Source organism: Cupriavidus phytohabitans, assembly GCF_017815025.1.
Taxonomy (GTDB): domain Bacteria; phylum Pseudomonadota; class Gammaproteobacteria; order Burkholderiales; family Burkholderiaceae; genus Cupriavidus.
In genome coordinates this window covers 33780-55337 of record NZ_JAGIQB010000036.1, presented here as the reverse complement: position 1 = coordinate 55337, position 21558 = coordinate 33780, and the positions used below count along the sequence as shown (strand labels likewise).

Here is a 21558-nt window from a genome sequence, read left to right as displayed (position 1 = left end):
TGAGTGAGGCGAGGTGGAAATGGTCCACCTTGCCGTTCTCGAAAGGTGGATGACATGAAATTTTTCAAAGAAAACACTTATGGCGCGGCGATATACGTAACAAAAATTCCACAAACATGGATGAGGGTAAGAAAAGAAAAAGCAGTAGAACTTGAAAGCTTGCTAGCGGCTAACGATCCGGCTTTGATGCGTTCCCTGGAAAGAATCTCGAAGACATCCAAGTTGGCGAAAAAGGAGCATCTGGCACTGTATCCGGTCGTCAAGCTTACCAACCGCTGCAACTTGACGTGCCCTCACTGCTACATAGAGGCGCCGAGCAGCATGCGCCGCGGGAAGTTCGACCTGGAATACTCCGAGGTTAAAGACTTCATTAATTACATCATCTGCCTGGGTGGTGAAATGAGCAATCCACCAAGGACGCTTCAACTATTCGGTGGTGAGCCAACCATAAACAAGGATTTCGAGAAGATTCTCGGGTACGCCAGGGAAAGAGGGCTGCTGGTCCGGGTGTCGACCAACGCGGCCAATACGAGAAAATTCCAGTCGGAAGCGTTTTCAGAGTTGTACAAGGATGGCGGTGTCGAGTGGCGCATTTCGCTAGATTCGCATATACGAGAGGTGCACGATCATTTTCGACCCAGGAGCTTTGATCAAGTCGTGTCAAATGTACGATACATGGCGAGAATGGGCGCCCTCATCTCTATCAAGGCCGTGATCGGGGTACATAATTTTCCATCTTTCGTTGATACCATTTATTTCGTGCGAAAACTGGGGGCAACACAGTTCTTATATTCACCATTGAGCATGACAGGATCGGCGGCCCGCATGAAATTGTTGAACAAGGTAACGACGAGAATGATTACTGAAAAGCTGGTGGCGGCCGTCGAGCATGATCCCAAGCTGGGCCCTTTCGTGCAATCGTCACCCCTTGCTCGTTATCTAAAGCTGATCTATACCCGGGATGCAGGGATCTTGCCTCGCGTGCAATTCCATATCAATCACGATGGCCGCATATGCCCGCAGGACAATCTTTTTGAATTTCCTGAGTACCATTTCGGGGACATCGCGACTGGCGACTATGGATTCGATAGATTATGCAAATACCAGGCGCTGCTGGAAGAACCGCCGGCATGCAAGGCATGCCCGGTCTCTCACTATTGTCCTCGCGCAGACTATGCCGATCTGGCGACAGGAGACCTCAGGTCCGCAAAGGAGTTTTCTGTTTGTGACGACATTCGCGACAATGTCTTCTACTTGATGTCACTGGGGCAGCGTGGCGCTGCATTGACGCGAACCGTCCTGGGGCTGCCAACATGACCCTTCAGCATACAGAAACGCAAGGTCTGCCCAAGGCGTTTTTGGGGCTGGCGGCAGTAGGGTTCCTCGTGCCGTGCGCCACAATTCTGCAGACCTTCACGATCACGTGGTTCCTTGCGCAACTCACGGAATTCGCGTCTCTGCTTCCGCTAGTCATAGGAGGCGGTGCAGTGGCTCGAATTTTCAGTGGCATCCCATTCAATGGCGTGGTTCAAAGAATGGGAGCACGGGTTGCCTGCATGTTCTGCCTGCTTGCAGGTACCGCAATCTTGCTGGGGACGATCGCGGTTTTGGCGCGGTTACTGCCGCTGTGGCTATTGATTCCTTCTGAGATTGGTTTGGGGACGGCGGTCACTGGTTTTTCTATTTCCCGACAGATTCTGATCAAGGATCTGCTTCATGGCGAGAGGGAGAACTTGGCCGCGGGCCTCTCACGCAGTGCGGGCTATCTGAGCAAGCTGGTCGTCCCACTGTTTGGTGGTCTGTTGCTGATTGCGTTGAAGCCCGCTTACGCGACGCTGGTGAGTTGCGGCATTCTACTGGTCAGTGCCTGGGTAATCTGGTCATTGGATATGTCGCCAGCTTCGGGTTCCGCGGACCAGAAGGCGTTGCCCTTGACGGAGCGCATCGCGGTGGCCGTTGCCTTTTACAAACGCGATCACACCCTGGTTTTCGCCCTTGGTTTTACAGCGATCCTTAATTTTGTGCTATCGCCGCTGGTCGTCATCATGCCGCTCTTTGTCGCAGCCATCGATGGGGCCAATAGCGCGTATCTCGGATTTTCGGAGTCCTGCCTGGGCGCGGGGGCCGTTGGCGGTGCGTTGAGTTATGCAAAGCTGAGGCGGTGCCATCTTCCGTCATTGGCCGTGATGACCGGTTGCGGCTTCTTGCTGATCTGTGTTTCAGCGGAGCTGCCAAGTGCCTGGCGATATCCGGGCCTTAACATTGCCTTGCTCGTGATCGGAGCCAGCGTCGCGTTTTCCGGAAGCGCGGCGGATGCGCTGCTGATGACGCGGGTACCGCGCGATTCATATGGCCGCCTGTTAGGGGTGCAAGCGTTGATCGTTGGATCTGCCTTTCCAACCGGGCTGTTTGCGGCTGGTGTGCTACTACAGCTCACTGATGCCTTTTTGGTAATTGCCGCATACAACGCGGGACTGTGCATTGCTGTGGCATTGTTACTGCATCTGAAACTAGGGAAATCGGACGTCCAGCCCAATTTGCTAAATTGATGCAACAGCATCGGCCAAACGACAAAGGCGAATCTGATGCCCTGAGCCTGTGGCTAACGCATATCTGCGTCCGTTGATTCTGCCTAGGGCGGCGCGGGCAGTCCTCCCGCACTGTCCTGGACTGGCTGGACAAGATTGAGGTGGATCATTGCGCAGGGTATCGCATGCTGGAACTGTAACGGCTTCCCGCCGTTCCCTGTACGCCATGCCTTGCTCGCCCCATGGCGTGGGGCTTGTCGGGATGGATTTCGTGGTAATGCTTATGTCGGACGGAGGTTGGCGTATGGTCGTGCTGTTTCCTGCCTTCGTTGGCAAGCGCCGCACCGCGAGTTCTTTCTCGTGATTCGGTCGAAAAATCCATACTTGCCGGTTGCCATAGCAACGTCTGGACCGGCAGGCGCCACAGGCCCCGCGCTCGCAAGAGTCCTCTATGGGCGCCTGATCAGGCAGGGGCGTCTGCGTCAGCTACAACTGCTGGTTATGGTCGCCGATTGCGGCTGTATCGCCCGCGCTGCAAAGGAAGTTTGCATGAGCCAGTCAGCTGCATCACAAGCGCTCGCTCAGCTCGAGTCGGTGTTGGGTATTAGGCTATTCGAGCGCCACGCGCGTGGGATAAGGCCAACAGAGAGCGGCCGCAACTTCATTTCCCACGTGCGCGAAGTCATAGTGCGGCTTCAGCAATCCGCGGAATTTCTGGCCGCGAGCCGGCATGGCAATACGATGGCCCTGCGCATCGGCTCCATTCCCGCTGCTTCCTACGCGTTGACGGCCTCGGTATTGAGTACTTTTCATCAAGATCACCCAGAAGTCCGCATTGAATTGCAGGAGGACCGTAGCGAGCGTCTGATATCGTTGCTGAGTGCGGGCAGCCTGGATGTTGTGTTTTGCAGGATGCCGCCGCTATTGCACAAAGCGCTGCACTTCGAGCCGGTACTGGACGATGAAGTCATGATTGTCGCTTCGTCCTCGCACCCACTGCGCAAGCGATCCGCATTTCCCATTCAAGCACTTCAGGGAGCGAACTGGGTATTGCCCTCGGCCGGCGTTCACTTGCGGGACGTATTTGATAGCGTCGTGCTGAACGCATTGCCCGATGCAAAATTGCTCCCCCTTTCATCCGTGTCGCTGCCTGTGCTCGAGACTTTCCTGCAGTTGCCGGGATCAGTGGCGTTGATACCGCGCAGCATATCGGCAGGCGTGTTGGCTGGCGGGCGCGTGTGCCAACTGCAAGTAAAAATGCCGGCCGGGCTCGCCCCTCTTGGGGCAGTGCACGTTACGGAACCCGTCCCCGATCTCGTGCAGAAGCTTCTGGCAACAGCCAGGCGGGAAATTGCTGCTTGCATCCGCGCTACGCATGGGGCAGGCGCTGGATCCGCGAGTCACGCAGGAATAGCCAAGCGGGTGGAGCGATAAGCCTCCGCAGACGCCGCTCAGGACGATGCCTTGCAGAGATGGCGCTCGAACCACTGCATCGCCAGGCGGGCGACCGATTCCAGTGTGCCGGGCTCCTCGAATAAATGGGAGGCGCCGGGAACGATCACCAGCTTCTTCTGGCACTTGAGCTGGGCAAAGGCGAACTCGTTGCGTTCAATGACGCTCACATCCAGCCCGCCGATGATCAGCATGGTGGGCGCAAGCAGATTCGCCAGGGCGTCGGCGCCCGCCAGGTCGACCCTGCCGCCTCGTGAAACGATGGCGTGTATCGGGATCGGCGACTGGCTGGCGGCACGGATCGACGCCGCGGCACCGATGCTGGCGCCGAAGTAGCCCAACCGCGACGGCACGCCTGGCTGCCGCACCGCCCAGTCGGTTGCCTGTGCCAGCCGTGTGGCCAGCAGCCCGACGTCGAAGCGGATAGCCTGCACCTGGTCTTCCTCCGGCATGAGCAGGTCCATCAACAGCGTTCCCATGCCGCAGTGGTTGAGTTCGGCGGCCACATACCGATTGCGCGGGCTATGCCGGGAACTGCCGGTGCCGTGCGCAAACAATACCAGGGCGCCTGCGCCTGGCGGCACGGTGAGTATGCCTTGCAACTCCACGCCACCCGCGGGGATGACAACTTCGATGGCATCTGCACTGCTGCTGCGCATGGCCGCCCTCCGGAGGATGGGACTTCGACGCAGCCCGCGTTGCAATCGGCCCCATCGCAGTCCACTATAGGGCGAGCGTAGCGGCGAGGCCAGCCGCCCTCTGCTGGTCCGCTGACGCGCGGAATCGTCAGGCAATCCACCAGCGACCAACATCCCGATGCATCAGGAGAGGCCATGAAGACCCTGTTTCTCGTCCGCCACGCCAAGTCAAGCCGCGATGACCCGTCCTTGCCAGACCGCGAGCGTCCGCTGGACGATCGGGGGCAGCGCGATGCCCCGGAAATGGGCAAGCGCCTGGCCGAGCGCAAGGTAAAGCCGGACCTGCTCGTGTCGAGTCCGGCCGTGCGCGCGCTGGCCACGGCGCACCTGATCGCCGACGAACTCGGCTATGCCCGCAAGGACATCGCGATCGATGACCGGCTGTACGCCAGCAGTGCGGATGAGCTGCTGGCTGTCGTCCGTGCGCTCGACAAGAAGCTTGGCAGCGTGATGTTGTTCGGTCACAACCCCGAATTCACTGACTTCGCGCAGCGCCTGTCGGGCGAGATCACCGACATGCCGACCTGTGCCGTCGCCAGATTCCGTTTCGACACCAAGGCGTGGGCGGATGTCGGGGACATCACCCCGGCGAAAGTCTCGCTGGATTCGCCCAAGAAGTCGTAGTCGAAGGTCGGGCGCGGGCATTGCAGCAATATCTTGCAGCGATATCTCCGGCTTGACCATCCGGGGCGAAGCGATAAGAATTTGTGATCGCAGGCGAAAGCCTGCCTTCATGCTTCTCTGCCCGTCGTCCCAACCCATGATCCCACCAGTCAGCACCCTCCACGGCCGCCTGAAAATGCAGCACCTGCGCCTGCTGCTGGCGGTGGAGGAGCGCGGCTCGCTGCGGCAGGCGGCCGAAGCCTTGACGTTGACGCAGCCCGCCGTCAGCAAGATGTTGCAGGACATGGAAGACCTGCTGGGCGTGCCGTTGTTCGAGCGCCATGCGCGCGGGCTGCGCGCGACGCGCTTCGGGATGGCGGCCACGCGCTATGCCCGGCTGGTGTTTGCCGACATGGATGGCTTGCGCGATGAGCTGGTGGCGCTTGAGTCCGGCAAGATCGGGCGCGTGCGGGTCGGCGCGGTGATGGCGCCGACGCCGGGCCTGCTGGCAGAGGTGATCCGGCGGCTGAACCGCGATCATCCGCGGCTGGAGGTGGCGGTGCAGGTGGAGACCAGCGACCTGCTGGTGCCGCTGCTGGAGCGCGACCAGCTCGATATCGTGCTGGGCCGCGTGCCCGATGGCTGGGACAGCAGCGGCCTGGAGTTCGAGCAGCTTGGCGACGAGGGCCTGGCGATCGTGGTCGGGCCGCAGCACCCGCTGGCGCGGCGGCGCAAGCTGTCGTTCGCGGAACTGACCCGCCACCCGTGGATCATGCAGCCACGGCCCAGCCCGATGCGCGCGCTGATCGACCGCTCTTTCGAGGATGCCGGCGTGCCGGCGCCGCCGTCTACCATCGAGACCGCGGCGGTGCTGATGACCACGTCGCTGCTGGCCGACAGCGAGCTGATCGCGGTGCTGCCGGAGTCGGTAGCGGCGTATTACGGCCGCCTCGGCGCGCTGGCGGTGCTGCCGCTGCCACTGCCGCGCAAGCTGGGGCCGTACGGCATCGTCACGCGGCGCGGGCGCCCGCCGACCGCATCGATGAGCCTGCTGATCGATATGCTGCGGGCGCTGGTGCGCTAGTGGGCTAACGCTGCAGCTTGCCGTCAAGGCGCCAGAGGTGGCGCTGCTCGCTGTCGGGGCGCAGCGAAGCGGGCAGCAGGTCCGCCGGCATGTCCTGGTAGCTGACCGGCCGTACGAAGCGCGCGATCGCGAGGCTGCCGACCGAGGTCGAGCGGCCATCCGACGTGGCCGGCCAGGGGCCGCCGTGGACCATGGCGTGTCCGACTTCCACGCCGGTGCCAAAGCCATTGACCAGGATGCGGCCCGCCAGGCGCTCTAGCGCGGGCAGCAGCGTGCGCGCGGCGTCATGGTCGGCGGGGTCGATATGCAGCGCAGCGGTAAGCTGGCCCTCCAGCGCTTCGACCACGCGCCGCATTTCCGCCGTATCGCGGCAGCGCACGACCAGCGATGATGCGCCGAAGATTTCGTGGCGCAGCGTCTCGTCGGCCAGGAAAGCCTCGGCGCTGGTGCTGAACAGCGCCGCCTGCCCTTGCAGCGCACTGCCTGCCTTGCCGCGCGCCACCAGCTGTATCTGCGGATGCTGCGCGAGCGTGCCGACGCCGTTGCAGTAGGCACGCAGGATGCCGGCGGTCAGCATGCTTTGTGCGCCGATGTCCGCCAGGCTTGCCGCCGCTGCTTCCAGAAACTGATCTAGGCCTGCGCTTTCCATCGCCAGAACCAGTCCGGGATTGGTGCAGAACTGTCCGGCGCCCAGCGTCAGCGAGCTGGCGAACGCCGTGCCAATGGCTTGCGCGCGGCTGGCCAGCGCATGGGGGAACAGCAGCACCGGATTGATGCTGCTCATCTCCGCATACACGGGAATCGGCTCCGGGCGCGCCGCGGCGATCGCCATCAGCGCCTGGCCGCCGGCGCGCGAGCCGGTGAAGCCAACCGCCTTGATGCGCCTATCCGCCACCAGCCCCTGCCCGATCTCCAGCCCGGTGTCGAAGAGGAGGGAGAAGGTGCCTTCCGGAAGATCAAGGTCGGCCACGGCCTTCTGGATGGCGCGGCCGACCAGTTCGGAGGTGCCGGGGTGTGCCGGATGCGCCTTGACGATCACGGGACAGCCCGCGGCCAGTGCGGATGCGGTATCGCCGCCGGCGACCGAGAACGCCAGCGGGAAGTTGCTGGCGCCGAATACGGCGACCGGGCCCAGCGGGATATGGCGCAGGCGCAGGTCGGGGCGCGGCAGCGGCAGGCGTTCGGGCTGGGCCGGGTCGACGCGCAACTCCAGGAAGTCGCCCTGGCGCAGCATGCCGGCGAACAGCCGCAGCTGGCCCACGGTGCGCCCGCGCTCGCCTTCAATGCGCGCGCGCGGCAGGCCCGATTCGCTGGCGCAGCGTTCGATGAGCGCGTCGCCCAGCGCCAGGATGTTGCCGGCGATGGTTTCGAGGAAATCGGCGCGCCGCGCGGGCGCGATCTCGCGATAGGTGTCGAAGGCTTGCCATGCCAGCGCGCAGGCTTGGTCGAGCTGTGCCGGCGTGGCGCCGCCGAACGCGGGTTCGAGCGTGGCGCCGGTGGCGGCATCGATGGCGTGCAGGGTGCCGTGGGTGCCGCGGATGGACTGGCGGCCGATCAGGAGGTTGCCGGTGAGGGTCATGGTGGAACTTGGGAAAGAGTGGTTGGTCATGGCGTTTGCAGGAGTAGTCCCATGGCGAAATGTCGCGACTTCGTGGAGGCTCCGGCCCTCACCCCGGCCGCTCTCCCGCAAGCGGGAGAGGGGCCGGGGGTGAGGGCAAGCGCTTCTCGATGCGAGGCGCTGCCAATCAATGCGCGCTTTCACCGCCCCCACCGCAACACCAGCGGATCCACTCGCCGCGCCACCTTCAGCAATCCCTCGCGCGTGGCCGGATGCATCGGCTGCAGCGGATGCCTTACCGCGTCCGACGCAATCACCCCGCCTTCCTTCATCAACACCTTGCTGGTTGCCAGCCACCCTTGCCGGTTCTCGTAGTTGATCAGCGGCAGCCACTGCTGGTAGCGCTGCGCCGCCAGCTCGGCATCGCCGGCCTGCCACGCATCCAGGATCTGGCGGATGCCGTCCGGGAAGCCCGCACCGGTCATCGCGCCGGTGGCGCCAGCTTCCAGATCTGCCATCAGCGTGATGGCCTCTTCGCCGTCCCACGGGCCGACGATGGCATCGCCGCCCAGCTCGATCAGCTCGCGCAGCTTGGCCGCGGCCTGCGGCACTTCGATCTTGAAGTACGAGACATTGGCCAGCTCGCGCGCCATGCGGGCCAGGAAGGGGGCGGACAGCGTGGTGCCGCTGACCGGCGCGTCCTGGATCATGATGGGGATGTCGATGGCTGCGGAGACCGTGGCGAAGAACTCATAGATACTGCGCTCAGGCACACGGATGGTGGCGCCGTGGTAGGGCGGCATCACCATCACCATGGCGGCGCCGGCGTCCTGCGCGGCGCGGCTGCGCTCGGCGCAGAGGCGCGAGCTGAAATGCGTGGTGGTGACGATCACCGGCACGCGGCCGTCCACGTGTTCCAGCACGGTCTTCATCAGCAAGCTGCGCTCGTCATCGCTCAGCACGAACTGCTCGGAGAAGTTGGCCAGGATGCAGATGCCGTGCGATCCGGCGTCGATCATGAAGTCGATGCAGCGGCGCTGGCCGTCGAGGTCGAGGCCGCCTTGGTCGTCGAAAATGGTCGGCGCGACCGGGAATACGCCGCGGTAGACGGGCGCCTGGGATCGGGTCATGGTCTCCTCCTTGCGGCTGGCACGCGGCCAGCGCGGGTTGTGAGTTGTCAATCGGGGCAGTCAATCAGGTCGGGCCAATATACGAGCAGGGCAGTGGGGCTGTATATTGAAACCTTTCCATCTTGTGATCGCTTTTGCGACTCACACGTCCCAGCATGAAATCCACCCTGGACACCCTCACCGGCCGCCTGCGCATGAAGCAGCTGCAACTGCTGATCGCGCTGGACGAGCACCAGTCCCTGCACCAGGCCGCGGCCGCGATGGCAATGACCCAGTCGGCTGCCAGCAAGTCGCTGCAGGAACTGGAAGGCATGCTGGAAGCGCCGCTATTCGAACGCTCCAAACGCGGCATGCGCCCCAACGCTTTCGGCCACTGCGTGATCCGCCATGCACGGCAACTGGTGGCGGACCTGGGTGCGATGTGCGAGGAGGTGGCCGGCATCCGCGCGGGAAGCGGCGGGCGTGTCGCCGTCGGCGTGATCATGGGAGCGGTGCCGGGTGTGCTGGTGCCGGCGCTCGAGCAGTTGCGGCAGGCGCATCCGGACCTGGCGCTCGAGATCATCGAGGACACCAGCCTGCGCCTGCTCGGCCAGCTCGACGACGGCCATCTCGACCTCGTGCTCGGCCGCTCGCTGGTCAGCGACGAACCCGGCAAGTACCACTATCACCCGCTCGGCGACGAGCAGGTGTCCGTGGTGGTTGGGCACCTGCACCCCGCGCCCCGGATGCGGGCGATGGACTTCGCCGACCTTGCTGGTTATCGCTGGATCACTTACGCGGGGCACATGCCGATGCATGCGCTGCTGCAGCGCGAACTGGACCATGCCGGCGTCAGCTTCCCCGCCAATGCCATTTCCACGTCGTCGGCGCTGATCACCGTGGCGATGCTCCAGCGCGATGCCGGGCTGGTGTCGCTGCTGCCGGCCAGTGTGGCGGAGCTGTTCGTGCGCCAGAAGATGCTGCGCATCCTGCCCGTGCACCTGCAATCGCGCCAGCAGACTTTCGGCATCGTCACGCGGCGCGGCGGCGCATTGTCGGCTTCGGCGCGGCAGCTGGTGGCGATCCTGAAAGCGCAGGCGGGGAAAGTGGCCGAAGCGGTATCACCCAAGGTATAACCCCAGGTGATCGCCAGTTCAAAAAACGTCAGTAGTGGCGAATCGCTGATGCCCATATAGTCTGCTCATCCGCGCCACCAGAGCCGGACAGCAAATCGGAGACAGCGATGAAGACAAGGATTGCCGGCGCACTTGCCGGCCTGGCCACGGTGGCCGCTGCAGTGACGACCAGCGCCTGGGCGCAGGACACCCGGCCGGTGCGTCTGATGGTGGGCGCCGCGCCTGGCGGCGGCACCGACGTGATGGCGCGCATCGTCTCCGACAAGCTCGCCGCGCAGTTGAAGCAGCCCGTCGTGGTCGACAACCGCCCCGGCGCGTCCAATACGATCGCCGCGGACATCACCGCCAAGGCCGCGCCGGATGGCAACACGCTGCTGATGGGCGTGGTGACTTCGCAGGCGATCGCGCCGCACCTGCTCAAGCTGCAGTTCGACCCGCTCAAGGACCTGGCGCCGGTGGCGCTGGTGTCGTCGGTGCCCAATGTGCTGGTGGTCAACAACCAGGTGCAGGCGCGCGACGTCAAGGCGCTGGTCGCCGAGATCAAGGCCAGCCCGGACAAGTTCCGCTACAGCTCGTCCGGCGTCGGCAGCACCCAGCACCTGGCCGGCGCCGCGTTTGCGCGCCAGATCCAGGGCAAGCTGCTGCACGTGCCGTACAAGAGCAGCAGCAGCGCGCTGGTCGACCTGATGGGCGGCCAGGTGGACATGAGCTTCGAGACCATGCCGTCGGTGATCAACCATATCAAGGCCGGCAAGCTGCGCGCGCTGGCGGTGACCGCGGACAAGCGCTCGGCGCTGCTGCCGAACGTGCCGACACTGGCCGAGGCTGGCGTGCCAGGCGTCCAGATGAATGCCTGGTACGGCGTCTATGCGCCGGCCGGCACGCCGCCCGCCACGCTGCAGAAGCTGGGCACCGCGCTGTCGACCGTCATCAAGGATCCGGATACCGTGCGCAAGCTGGCCGACGTGGGTGCCGTACCCGGCACGCTGACCGCGGCGCAGTTCGATGCCTTCTCGCGCGCCGAGTACGCGCGCTATGGCAAGCTGATTGCAGAGCTTGGCGTCAAGGTCGACTAAGCCCGTATCTCTAGAGAATTTCATGACATCACGTCCACGAATCGCGATGGTGCTGGGCGACCCCGCCGGCATTGGCCCCGAACTGATCGCGCGCCTGCTGGCCGACCCGGCCACCAGCGAACAGGCCGACATCCTGCTGATCGCCGACCGCGACGAATGGCGCCGCGGCATGCAGGTGGCGGGCGTCGAGCTGGCGCTGGCCGAGACCGATACCCTCGCGTTCGCGCAAGGCGCGCCGCGCCTCTACCACTGGGAACTGGACGGCAAGCCCGCGTATCCCCGCGGCGCGTCCAGCGCCGAGGGCGGCCGCTACAGCCTGGGCACGCTGTCGCTGGCGCTGGAGCTGGCGCAGTCGGGCCAGGCAGACTCGATCCTGTTCGGGCCGCTCAATAAGAGCTCGCTGCACGCCGCGGGCATGGACCACAGCGACGAGCTGCACTGGTTTGCCGAGCAACTCGGCTACCACGGCAATTTCTGCGAATTCAACGTGCTCGACGGCCTGTGGACCTCGCGCGTCACCTCGCACGTGGCGCTCAAGGACGTGCCGGGGATGATCACGCCGGAACGCGTTGGCGCCGCCATTGACCTGATCGACCAGGCGCTGCGCCGCGCCGGCATGGCGAGCCCGCGCATCGCCGTGTGCGGCCTGAACCCGCACAACGGCGACAACGGTGCCTTCGGCCGCGAAGAGATCGACGTGATCGCGCCTGCCGTCGCTGCGGCGCGCAGGCGAGGCGTGAATGCCGAAGGCCCGTTCCCGGCCGACACCATCTTCCTGAAGGTGCAGGGCGGCCCGTCGCAGCGGCAGTTCGACGCCATCGTCACCATGTACCACGACCAGGGGCAGATCGGCATCAAGCTGATGGGCTTCTCGCGCGGCGTGACGGTACAGGGCGGGCTGCCGGTGCCGATCACCACGCCGGCGCATGGCACCGCGTTCGATATCACGCAGCAGGGCCGCGCCGATCCCGGCGCCACGCAGCAGGCGTTCCAGATCGCCTGCCGCATGGGTGCGCAACGGCGCGCCGCCGCACGCACCGCCGCAAGCGCCTAGCCACTCGTCCATCCATACCGGATCCAGCATGACCGCCCCCGGCGCGGCCGGGGAGCGTTCGCGCCAACGCATTGCCATCAGGAGCTGAACATGAAGATCACCAACGTCCGCGCCCGCGTCTTTGAATGGAAGGGCAAGACCGTGCCGCCGCAGGCGCACTTCTGCACCAACGCCACCGACATCCTGTTCGAGCGCGGCGACGCCATGGGCTCGTTCCGCTTTCACGGCTGGATGGTGGTCGAGATCGAGACCGACACCGGCCTGGTCGGCATCGGCAACTGCGCGCTGGCCCCGCGCGTGGCCAAGCAGATCGTCGACGAGTACCTGGCGCCGGTGGTGATCGGCCAGGATCCCTTCGACAACGAATACCTGTGGCAGAAGATGTACCGCCGCACCCACGCCTGGGGCCGCAAGGGCATCGGCATGGCGGCGATCTCGGCGGTCGATATCGCGCTGTGGGACCTGATGGGCAAGGCCGTGGGCAAGCCGGTGTTCAAGCTGCTGGGCGGGCGCACCAAGGAAAAGATCTGGTGCTATGCCTCCAAGCTCTACAACAACGACGACCGCGATGCCTTCCTGTTCGAAGCGCAGGGCTACCTGGACCAGGGCTTTACCGCGATGAAGATGCGCTTCGGCTACGGCCCCAAGGACGGCCCCGCCGGCATGCAGAAGAACATCGAGCAGGTGCGATTGCTGCGCGAGCTGGTCGGCGACGGCGTCGACATCATGCTGGAGTGCTACATGGGCTGGACGCTGGAATACGCGCGCCGCATGCTGCCGCGCCTGGCGGAGTTCAATCCCCGCTGGCTGGAAGAGCCGGTGATCGCCGACGATATCGAAGGCTATCTCGAGCTGAAGAAGGCGAGCCCGTTCCCGATCTCCGGCGGCGAGCACGAGTTCACTTCGTACGGCTTCAAGGACCTGCTGGAGCGTCGCGCCGTCGACGTGATCCAGTACGACACCAACCGCGTCGGCGGCATCACCGCGGCGCAGAAGATCAACGCGATGGCCGAGGCCTGGTCGGTGCCGGTGATCCCGCACGCGGGGCAGATGCACAACTACCACCTGACCATGGCGTCGACCGCTTCGCCGATGTCGGAGTACTTCCCGGTGCATGACGTCGAGGTCGGCAACGAGCTGTTCTACTACATCTTCAAGGGCGACCCGGCGCCGGACAACGGCTACCTGCAGCTTGACGACAACCTGCCGGGACTGGGGCTGGAGTTGAACGAGGAGTACTTCAGCCAGTTCAATATCATCGGCTGACTGGCAAACTGGCAAACTGGCAAACTGGCAAACTGGCAAACTGGCTGACTGGCGCCGGCGCACTACAATCAAGAGGCATCAAGAGGCGTAGTGCCCTTGTCCTGGAGTTCGCCATGGCCAGATCCCGCCGTCTGCTGGCCGCCTGCGCGGCGCCCATGGGCCTGATGTGTGCCATCGGTGCCATCGGTGCCATCAGTGCCTTCGCCGCGCCGCCTGCCGGAACGCTGACAGTTTCCTTCCCCCATCCCGAAACCTACACCGATGCCGCCTACCGCAGCGCATACGGCAGCGACCGCGAGCGCGCGCAGGTGATGAACGATATCCGCCGCCACTTCGACGAGCTGGCGGCGCGCTACCTGCCGCAGGGCTATGCGTTGAGCATCGAGGTGCTGGATGTCGATCTCGCGGGACATTTCGAGCCATGGCGCGTGCGCGCCTATGACGTCCGCATCGTGCGCGACGTCACCTGGCCGCGCATGACGCTGCGCTACGAACTGCGCGGAAGCGACGGGGCCGTGCTCGCCAGCGGCGAGCAGCGCATCTCCGACCAGAACTTCAACATGGGCGTCAACGTCTACAGCCAGAGCGACAGGCTGCGCTATGAAAAGGCGATGATGGACCGCTGGTTCGATGAGACCGTCAGGCGCCGGATCGCAGCGCGCCAGACCGGACAGGGATGATCCGACGCTGGCACTACTGGCCGTAGATGCGCAGCGCCGTCTCGCGCAGCGCATCCGCGACCAGCAGCGCGCCGGGTGACATCAGCCGGTCGGTCGGCGTGATCACGCCGAAGTCGTCCATATGGCATGGCATGGCCATCGGCAGCACCTCCACCATGCCGAACGCCGCGTAGTACTGCGCGACATCCGCGGTCAGCACCGCGATCATGTCTGACTGCGTCACCATGCGCGTCAGGAACAGCAGCGCGGCGGTCTCCACCACATTGGTCGGCGGCGCCAGGCTGGCGCGCTGGAACATCAGCTCGAAGCGGTGGCGCAGCACCGTGCCGGCCGGCGGGATCAGCCAGGCGGCCTCGGTGGTGTCTGCCAGCGACAGGGCGGGCGCTGCCAGCATCGGGTGACCGGGCCGCACCACGGCGCAGACCGGCTCTTCCGCCATCGGCTCGTAGCGCAGCCGGCCCTTGTCGTGCTCGGGGAACAGCCGCGCGACCACCATGTCCAGCTTTTCCTGCCCGAGCCGGTCGAGCAGCACGTTGCTGTTGTCGATTTCCACCGAGACCCGCAATCCCGGATAGCTTGCCTTCACCCGCGCGATCGCCGGCGGCAGCAGCCGCACGCCTGGCGAGGTGATCGCGCCGATCGCCACATGGCCGAGCCGGCCCGCCTTCAGCGCCAGCACTTCCTCGCGCGCCTGGTTCAGGCTGCCGATCACCGCGCGCGCGTGCCGGATCATCGCGCGGCCGTAGTCCGTCGGCGCCATGCCACGCGGCAGGCGCTCGAACAGCGGTACCGACAGCATCTCTTCCAGCTCGCGCAGCAGCTTGGAAGCGGCCGGCTGGGTCATCGCCAGCCGTTCCGCGGCGCGGTGGATGCTGCCTTCGTCGGCGACGGCCAGCAATAGCAGCAGCTGGCGCGTCTTGAGGCGGGTGTGGTTGTGCCAGGAGGGTGCCGTCGGGGCCGCAACAGCCATGGGGGAAAGATCGGGGGCTTCCATAGGGTAAATACCAATGCCGATATCGATATCGCAAATGCCGAACTCTTCATTAGTAGCATATCGGCGAGCTGCATACACTCCGTCCGACAAAACAACAACGACCGGAGACAGCGTGGCGAGCTGCCATGACGCCATGACGCCATGACGCCATGACGCCATGACGCCATGACCGCCAAGCCGCCGGATCCGTCGTCCCTGCCATCACCGCTGCCTTCGCTGGCGGCGCATTGCACAACCTGCCACAGGAACAACATGTCGGATTCCAAGGACAAGCAACGCAAGCCGCTGCGCTCGACGGCGTGGTTCGGCACCGCTGACAAGAACGGCTTCATGTATCGCAGCTGGATGAAGAACCAGGGTATCCCAGACCATGCATTCGATGGCCGCCCGGTGATCGGCATCTGCAATACGTGGTCGGAACTCACCCCCTGCAACGCGCATTTCCGCAAGCTGGCCGAGCACGTCAAGCGCGGCGTGTACGAGGCCGGCGGCTTCCCGGTGGAATTCCCGGTGTTTTCCAACGGCGAATCGAACCTGCGCCCGACCGCCATGCTGACGCGCAACCTGGCCGCGATGGACGTGGAAGAAGCGATCCGCGGCAACCCGATCGATGCGGTGGTGCTGCTGACCGGCTGCGACAAGACCACGCCGGCACTGCTGATGGGCGCGGCAAGCTGCGACGTGCCGGCCATCGTCGTCACCGGCGGGCCGATGCTCAACGGCAAGCTCGACGGCAAGGACATCGGCTCGGGCACCGCGGTCTGGCAACTGCATGAATCGCTGAAGGCGGGCGAGATCAACCTGCACCAGTTCCTGTCGGCCGAAGCCGGCATGTCGCGTTCGGCCGGCACCTGCAACACCATGGGCACCGCGTCGACCATGGCCTGCATGGCCGAGGCGCTGGGCACGTCGCTGCCGCATAACGCGGCGATCCCGGCGGTCGATTCGCGCCGCTACGTGCTGGCGCACATGTCCGGCATCCGCATCGTGGAGATGGCGCGCGAGGACCTGACGCTGTCGAAGATCCTGACGCGCCAGGCGTTCGAGAACGCGATCCGTGTCAATGCCGCGATCGGCGGCTCGACCAACGCCGTGATCCACCTGAAGGCGATCGCCGGGCGCATCGGCGTGCCGCTGGAGCTGGAAGACTGGAGCAACGTGGGGCGCGACACGCCCACCATCGTCGACCTGATGCCGTCGGGCCGCTTCCTGATGGAGGAGTTTTACTACGCCGGCGGCCTGCCCGCGGTGCTGCGCCGCATGGGCGAGGGCGGCCTGCTGCCGCATCCGGGCGCGCTGACCGTCAATGGCAAGGCGATCTGGGACAACGTCAGGGATGCGCCGAGCACCAACGACGAAGTCATCCGCCCGCTGGACCAGCCGCTGATCCGTGACGGCAGCATCCGCATCCTGCGCGGCAACCTGTCGCCGCGCGGCGCGGTACTCAAGCCGTCGGCGGCGACGCCCAGGCTGCTGCGCCACCGCGGCCGCGCGGTGGTGTTCGAGAACCTGGAGCACTACAAGGAGCGCATCGTCGACGAGTCGCTCGACGTCGACGAGAATTCGGTGCTCGTCCTCAAGCGCTGCGGCCCGCGCGGCTATCCCGGCATGGCCGAGGTCGGCAACATGGGCCTGCCGCCCAAGCTGCTGCGCCAGGGGATCAAGGACATGGTGCGCATTTCCGATGCGCGCATGAGCGGCACCGCGTACGGCACCGTGGTGCTGCACGTGGCGCCGGAGGCCGCGGCCGGCGGGCCGCTGGCGATCGTGCGCGACGGCGACTGGATCGAGCTGGACTGCGAGGCCGGGCGCCTGCACCTGGATATCGATCCCGCCGAGCTCGAGCGCCGCATGGCCGACGTGCAGCCGCTGCAGGCGCCCGCCGACGGCGGCTATCGCAAGCTCTACGTCAACCACGTGCTGCAGGCGGACGAGGGCTGCGACCTCGACTTCCTGGTCGGCTGCCGCGGACGCGAGGTGCCGCGCCACTCGCACTGATCCACCCGATTGCATTGAAGGCGCGCGGCCCCGGCGGCGCGTGCGCGACCCCTTACAAGAACAGAGGAGACTAGCCATGCAAGGCACACAGACCGCGCCGCTGGAGCGCGCCGTCCCAGGACAGGAAACCGGCGCACAGGCGCAGGAAGAGACCCGCATCGTCGGCATGCTGGTGCGCCGGCTGATCCCGTTCCTGGCGCTGATCTACGTGGTGGCGTATATCGACCGCTCGGTGGTCGGCTTTGCCAAGCTGCACATGAACGCGGCGATCGGCATCAGCGATGCGGCCTATGGCCTGGGCGCGGGCTTGTTCTTCGTCGGCTATTTCCTGTGCGAGGTGCCGAGCAACCTGGCGCTGGAGCGCTTCGGCGCGCGCCGCTGGTTCGCGCGCATCCTGCTGACCTGGGGCGTGATCACCATGGCGATGGCGTTCACGCAGGGCGCGCACAGCTTCTACGTGCTGCGCTTCCTGCTGGGCGCGGCCGAAGCCGGCCTGTATCCGGGCATCCTGTACTTCCTGACCAAGTGGTTCCCGATGCGCCATCGCGCGCGCATCATCGGACTGCTGGTGCTGGCCCAGCCGATCGCGCTGATCATCACCGGACCGATTGCCGGCCTGGTGCTGTCGACGCAGGGGCTGCTCGGCATGTCCAACTGGCAGACGCTGTTCGTGCTGAGCGGCCTGCCGGCGGTGCTGCTGTGCCTGCCGACGCTGCGCATCCTGCCGGAATCGCCCGCCAGCGCCGCATGGCTGGCACCGGCCGACCGCGCCTGGATCGAGCGCGAACTCGCCGCCGACCAGGCTGCCTATGCGCTCAAGCCGCACGGCAATCCGCTGCAGGCGCTCAAGGACAAGCGCGTGCTGCTGCTGTCGCTGCTGTTCCTGCCGTTCCCGCTGAGCATCTACGGGCTGTCGCTGTGGCTGCCGACCATCATCAAGCAGTTTGGCGTGACCGATGCAATGACCGGCCTGCTGTCGGCCGTGCCCTACCTGTTCGCCGTGGTCGGCCTGTACCTGGTGCCGCGCCATTCGGACCGCAAGGGCGAGCGTTATGGCCATATCGTGGTGGTGTCGGGGATGGCAGCGGTCACCATGGGGCTGAGCGCGTGGGTGCAGTCGCCGGTGCTGCAGTTCCTGTTTATCTGCCTGACTGCGTTCTCGATCTATTCGATCCAGGCGGTGGTGTGGGCGCTGCCCGGTGAATTCCTGACCGGCGCCAGCGCCGCGGTGGGTATTGCCACGATCAACTCGCTGGCCAACCTCGGCGGCTACTTCGGGCCATATGGCATCGGCGTGATCAAGGACGCCACCGGCAGCCTGGCCGCGGGGCTGTACTTCCTGTCGGCAATGCTGGTGTTCGCGGTGGTGATGGCGTTCGTGGTGCGCGCCGCGCTGCGGCCGGCGGCGCGGGCCGGTGCAGCGCAGGCCGGTGCCTGACCGCCGGCGTCACGGCCGCCGCTTCTTCCACTCATAGTCGGGCGGCGGATCCGCCGCGCCGGCGCGGCCGACCGAGTTGGGGTTTTCCGAGCACAGCGTGACAAAGCTCACCGGTTCGCCCGCATGCTGGCGCTGGCGCAGCGCTTCGGTGAAGTGCAGCGCCTCGCGCATCGCGTCGCTCGGAAACGACTGCGCGTGCGGCGTGAGCCCGGTACCGTGGGCTTCGGACCAGTAGACCATGTACATAAGGCTTCCTTTTGCGTGCGCCGGGTGGTTGGGGTGGCTGCAACCTTCGTTCCCGCTGCTGCGGTGGCAGGCAGTGGGCGGCGGAGTGTGCCGGGGACCACGATTGCAATCCCTTCCTGCGCCTTTTGCAAGCTTTGGCATGGCGCAGGCACAATGGCGCTTCTCGCACGGTCTGGCTTGGTGCGCCTTGCGCCTTGCGCTCGGTCCTGATCCGCTGTGCCTTTCGCGTACCGTCCCGATCCGTCTCGGTCCCCATGCCTGATATCGCGCTGATTCCCGCCACCGCTGCCGATGCCGACCGGCTCGCCGCCCTGCACACCGCCAGCTGGCAGCACACCTATCCCGGCATGCTGCCAGACGCGTACCTGCGCGAGCAGGCCTATCCGGAGCGGCTGGCGGCCTGGCGCGCGCGCATGCATGAGGGCGCGGATGGCCCCGTGGAGGCCACGCTGGCGCTGGTCGATGGCGTGGCCGCCGGCTTTGCCTGCCTGTTGCCCGAGGCTGAGCCCCAATTCGGCATCTACCTGGACAACCTGCATGTCCTGCCGGCCTTCCATGGCCAGGGTGTGGGCAAGCGGCTGCTGGCGCATTGCGTGCAGCGCGTGGCGCAGCGCTGGCCGGGGCAGCCTCTGTTCCTCTATGTGCTGGAGGCCAATACGCAGGCGCGCGAGTTCTACCAGCGGCTGGGCGGCGAGACATCGGAACCGTTCGAGGACGATTTCCACGGGGCCGGCCTGCGCGTCATGGTGCGGCGCGTGACCTGGCCCGACGTGGCGGCGCTGGCCAGGCGGCTGGCGTAATGCAAGCTGGCGGGCGCGGCAGGCATTGCCGAGCCGCTTGCCACTGGCCTACCATCGCCGGCATGCCAACCGGAGACGCCCAGCCATGATCCTGCCGACCGCCAGCTTGCCGCAACCCGCCCGTGCGCGCCTGTCCCCGGCCTTGGCCGCTGCCGCCATGACTGTGGTCCTGGCCGGCTGCGCCGGCACGACGGCAGCGCCGCCCGCCGCGGCCAGGCCTGCCGATGCCGCGGCAGCCGCGCCGCACTGGCAGCGCGTGCATCTTGGCGCAGGGGCGGGCGCAGGCTATGACTTCCCGGTCTATGCCAACCACCGGCTCGACGGCGACCTGTCACGCATCCGCGAAGTCGTGTTCGTCCAGCATGGCCTGCAGCGCAACGGCGACGACTACTATGCCGCCGGCGCCGAACTGCTGAAGGCCAGCGGCCGCAGGCCGGACGAGGTGCTGCTGCTCGCGCCGAATTTTCCCGGCACGCCTGACGAGAAGAAGGGTTTTACCGGCATGCCGCAATGGTCGGTGCAGGGCTGGCTCAGCGGCGAGGATGCGGTCGACGGCCCGGCTCGACTCAGTTCGCTACAGGTGCTGGACGACCTGCTCGCCTTCGTCACCGACAAGGCGCGGCTGCCGCAGGTCGGCAAGGTGACGGTGGCCGGCCATTCCGGCGGCGCGCAGATCGTGCACCGCTACGCGGTGCTGAACAATGTCGACGAGCGCATCCGCGCGGGCGGCATCGACCTGCGCTACGTTGTGGCCAATCCGTCGTCCTATCTGTATTTCACGCCGGTGCGACCGGCTGGCGCCGATGGCAAGTCGTTCGCGCCGTACGACAAGGCCATTTGCCCGGACTACGACAAGTACCGCTACGGCATGCAGGACATGGTGCCGTACGCGCAAGGCGCCGACGGCATGGCGCTGTACCAGCGCTATGCCGGGCGCCAGGTGACCTATCTCGCCGGCACCGAGGACAACGATCCCAATCACCGCGTGCTCGACAAGGCGTGCGGCGCGGAGGCCGAGGGCCCGACGCGGCTGCAGCGCGCGCGCGGCTACCTGCGCTACGAGCGCTACCTCGCCAGCCCGGGCTCGGTCAGCCGCCACCAGGGGTATGAAGTGGTGGGCGTGGGGCACGACCAGGCGCGCATGTTCGGTTCGCAGTGTGGGGCGCGCGCGGTGTTCGGCATGCCTGAAGCCGCCAATACCGGCGGTGCGGCCTGCCGTGCGCCGCAGCTCTGAGTCGGGGCGCACTGGATACCGCTATGGCAAGAAAAAACCCGCGGCAACCGCGGGTTCAAGTCCCTGCCCGCAGGATCGGGCTCGGAGGAGACAACCACAGGAAAAGCCGTGGCGTCAGTCAGGTCAGGCTGTATTTGACGACCTGTTCTTCGACGCCGACAAAACGTACCAGCTGGCGCAGGCCGCTGGCATATTCCTTGATGTGGTGCCCGTCAGGCGTATCGGGCAATCGGTAGTAGATCGGAGCCTTGTTGCGCAGCGGCGCCAGCAGGCCGGGCAGGCGTTCGCCGCCATCGGCTTCCCAGGCGACGTCGCGCTCTTCGGCAAGCATGGGTTTTCCGGTCATGGGCATACTCCAGATTCGGTGCATGGTGCGGCCGGGGACGGTTTCTTCTTGCTCGCACAGGGTTTCAATGTATGGAATGTATGGCAAGTAACGCAAAAATGCCATTCAGCATTATTTAATTCTGTCTGCCGAGAAATTTCGAAACTGCCAGATTTACCAAATATATGTCGGCGCTTGCAGATACAGATATTGCCGGATTGTGGCGATCCTTGCATCACGCCTTGCCGACAGCTTGGGGCACTGCGCTAACATAGCGCC

At 65.3% G+C, this 21558-nt stretch carries 20 protein-coding genes; 14 read left to right on the top strand and 6 right to left on the bottom strand.

Annotation, left to right across the window (positions count from 1 at the left end):
* Positions 1-54 precede the first annotated feature (54 nt).
* The 3 genes from J8I34_RS23055 (at position 55) to J8I34_RS23045 (ending at position 3962) form a co-directional block, all read left to right on the top strand.
* On the top strand, positions 55-1317 hold the full coding sequence (locus J8I34_RS23055) for a radical SAM protein (RefSeq protein WP_232232449.1): 1263 nt from the start codon (positions 55-57) through the stop codon (positions 1315-1317).
* A complete protein-coding gene (locus J8I34_RS23050) occupies positions 1314-2549 on the top strand; it encodes an MFS transporter (RefSeq protein WP_029048409.1) in 1236 nt (411 codons plus the stop codon). The genes J8I34_RS23055 and J8I34_RS23050 overlap by 4 nt, the downstream gene beginning before the upstream one ends.
* A gap of 363 nt (positions 2550-2912) precedes the next feature.
* A complete protein-coding gene (locus tag J8I34_RS23045) occupies positions 2913-3962 on the top strand; it encodes a LysR family transcriptional regulator (RefSeq protein WP_255360119.1) in 1050 nt (349 codons plus the stop codon).
* A 17-nt stretch (positions 3963-3979) separates the two neighbouring features.
* On the opposite strand, the gene J8I34_RS23040 is transcribed toward J8I34_RS23045, so the two are convergent.
* Positions 3980-4639 (bottom strand): dienelactone hydrolase family protein, encoded by a 660-nt coding sequence (locus J8I34_RS23040; RefSeq protein ID WP_209773463.1) that lies wholly within the window; start codon positions 4637-4639, stop codon positions 3980-3982.
* 174 nt (positions 4640-4813) lie between these two features.
* Between J8I34_RS23040 and J8I34_RS23035 the strand changes: the two genes are divergently transcribed.
* Both J8I34_RS23035 and J8I34_RS23030 read left to right on the top strand, forming a co-directional pair.
* Positions 4814-5302: a SixA phosphatase family protein gene (locus J8I34_RS23035; protein WP_209773464.1), complete on the top strand. Its 489-nt coding sequence runs from the start codon at positions 4814-4816 to the stop codon at positions 5300-5302.
* Positions 5303-5438: 136 nt separating this feature from the next.
* The gene (locus J8I34_RS23030; protein ID WP_029048406.1) at positions 5439-6365 is read left to right on the top strand and encodes a LysR family transcriptional regulator; all 927 of its coding nucleotides are present in this window, start codon (positions 5439-5441) and stop codon (positions 6363-6365) included.
* 4 nt (positions 6366-6369) lie between these two features.
* On the opposite strand, the gene J8I34_RS23025 is transcribed toward J8I34_RS23030, so the two are convergent.
* Positions 6370-7944, bottom strand: coding sequence for an aldehyde dehydrogenase (NADP(+)) (locus J8I34_RS23025; protein WP_209773670.1), 1575 nt, complete (start codon positions 7942-7944; stop codon positions 6370-6372).
* A 179-nt stretch (positions 7945-8123) separates the two neighbouring features.
* On the bottom strand, positions 8124-9053 hold the full coding sequence (locus J8I34_RS23020; protein ID WP_209773466.1) for a dihydrodipicolinate synthase family protein: 930 nt from the start codon (positions 9051-9053) through the stop codon (positions 8124-8126).
* Between the two features lie 155 nt (positions 9054-9208).
* On the opposite strand from J8I34_RS23020, the gene J8I34_RS23015 reads away from it, so the two are divergent.
* From J8I34_RS23015 to J8I34_RS22995, 5 genes are all read left to right on the top strand, one after another.
* Positions 9209-10168 (top strand): LysR substrate-binding domain-containing protein, encoded by a 960-nt coding sequence (locus J8I34_RS23015; RefSeq protein WP_209773468.1) that lies wholly within the window; start codon positions 9209-9211, stop codon positions 10166-10168.
* A 107-nt stretch (positions 10169-10275) separates the two neighbouring features.
* Positions 10276-11244, top strand: a complete 969-nt coding sequence (locus J8I34_RS23010) for a Bug family tripartite tricarboxylate transporter substrate binding protein (protein ID WP_029048402.1) — start codon at positions 10276-10278, stop codon at positions 11242-11244.
* A 22-nt stretch (positions 11245-11266) separates the two neighbouring features.
* Positions 11267-12298 (top strand): 4-hydroxythreonine-4-phosphate dehydrogenase PdxA, encoded by a 1032-nt coding sequence (locus tag J8I34_RS23005; RefSeq protein WP_209773470.1) that lies wholly within the window; start codon positions 11267-11269, stop codon positions 12296-12298.
* A gap of 90 nt (positions 12299-12388) precedes the next feature.
* Complete coding sequence (locus J8I34_RS23000) at positions 12389-13564, top strand: L-rhamnonate dehydratase (protein ID WP_209773472.1); 1176 nt, start codon at positions 12389-12391, stop codon at positions 13562-13564.
* 113 nt (positions 13565-13677) lie between these two features.
* Complete coding sequence (locus J8I34_RS22995; RefSeq protein ID WP_209773475.1) at positions 13678-14244, top strand: DUF3016 domain-containing protein; 567 nt, start codon at positions 13678-13680, stop codon at positions 14242-14244.
* Positions 14245-14257: 13 nt separating this feature from the next.
* On the opposite strand, the gene J8I34_RS22990 is transcribed toward J8I34_RS22995, so the two are convergent.
* On the bottom strand, positions 14258-15214 hold the full coding sequence (locus tag J8I34_RS22990) for a LysR substrate-binding domain-containing protein (protein ID WP_209773478.1): 957 nt from the start codon (positions 15212-15214) through the stop codon (positions 14258-14260).
* Positions 15215-15490: 276 nt separating this feature from the next.
* On the opposite strand from J8I34_RS22990, the gene J8I34_RS22985 reads away from it, so the two are divergent.
* Together J8I34_RS22985 and J8I34_RS22980 are read left to right on the top strand one after the other, a co-directional pair.
* Positions 15491-17236 (top strand): IlvD/Edd family dehydratase, encoded by a 1746-nt coding sequence (locus J8I34_RS22985; RefSeq protein ID WP_209773480.1) that lies wholly within the window; start codon positions 15491-15493, stop codon positions 17234-17236.
* Between the two features lie 76 nt (positions 17237-17312).
* Complete coding sequence (locus tag J8I34_RS22980) at positions 17313-18674, top strand: MFS transporter (protein ID WP_280920529.1); 1362 nt, start codon at positions 17313-17315, stop codon at positions 18672-18674.
* Between the two features lie 9 nt (positions 18675-18683).
* On the opposite strand, the gene J8I34_RS22975 is transcribed toward J8I34_RS22980, so the two are convergent.
* Positions 18684-18920 (bottom strand): hypothetical protein, encoded by a 237-nt coding sequence (locus J8I34_RS22975; RefSeq protein ID WP_029048395.1) that lies wholly within the window; start codon positions 18918-18920, stop codon positions 18684-18686.
* Positions 18921-19174: 254 nt separating this feature from the next.
* Here J8I34_RS22975 and J8I34_RS22970 point away from each other — a divergent pair, with 254 nt between their 5' ends.
* Both J8I34_RS22970 and J8I34_RS22965 read left to right on the top strand, forming a co-directional pair.
* On the top strand, positions 19175-19720 hold the full coding sequence (locus J8I34_RS22970; protein ID WP_029048394.1) for a GNAT family N-acetyltransferase: 546 nt from the start codon (positions 19175-19177) through the stop codon (positions 19718-19720).
* Between the two features lie 85 nt (positions 19721-19805).
* Positions 19806-20954, top strand: a complete 1149-nt coding sequence (locus tag J8I34_RS22965; protein WP_029048393.1) for a hypothetical protein — start codon at positions 19806-19808, stop codon at positions 20952-20954.
* A gap of 118 nt (positions 20955-21072) precedes the next feature.
* Here the strand turns inward: J8I34_RS22965 and J8I34_RS22960 are convergent, their stop codons facing one another.
* Complete coding sequence (locus J8I34_RS22960) at positions 21073-21300, bottom strand: hypothetical protein (RefSeq protein ID WP_029048392.1); 228 nt, start codon at positions 21298-21300, stop codon at positions 21073-21075.
* Positions 21301-21558: the final 258 nt, after the last annotated feature.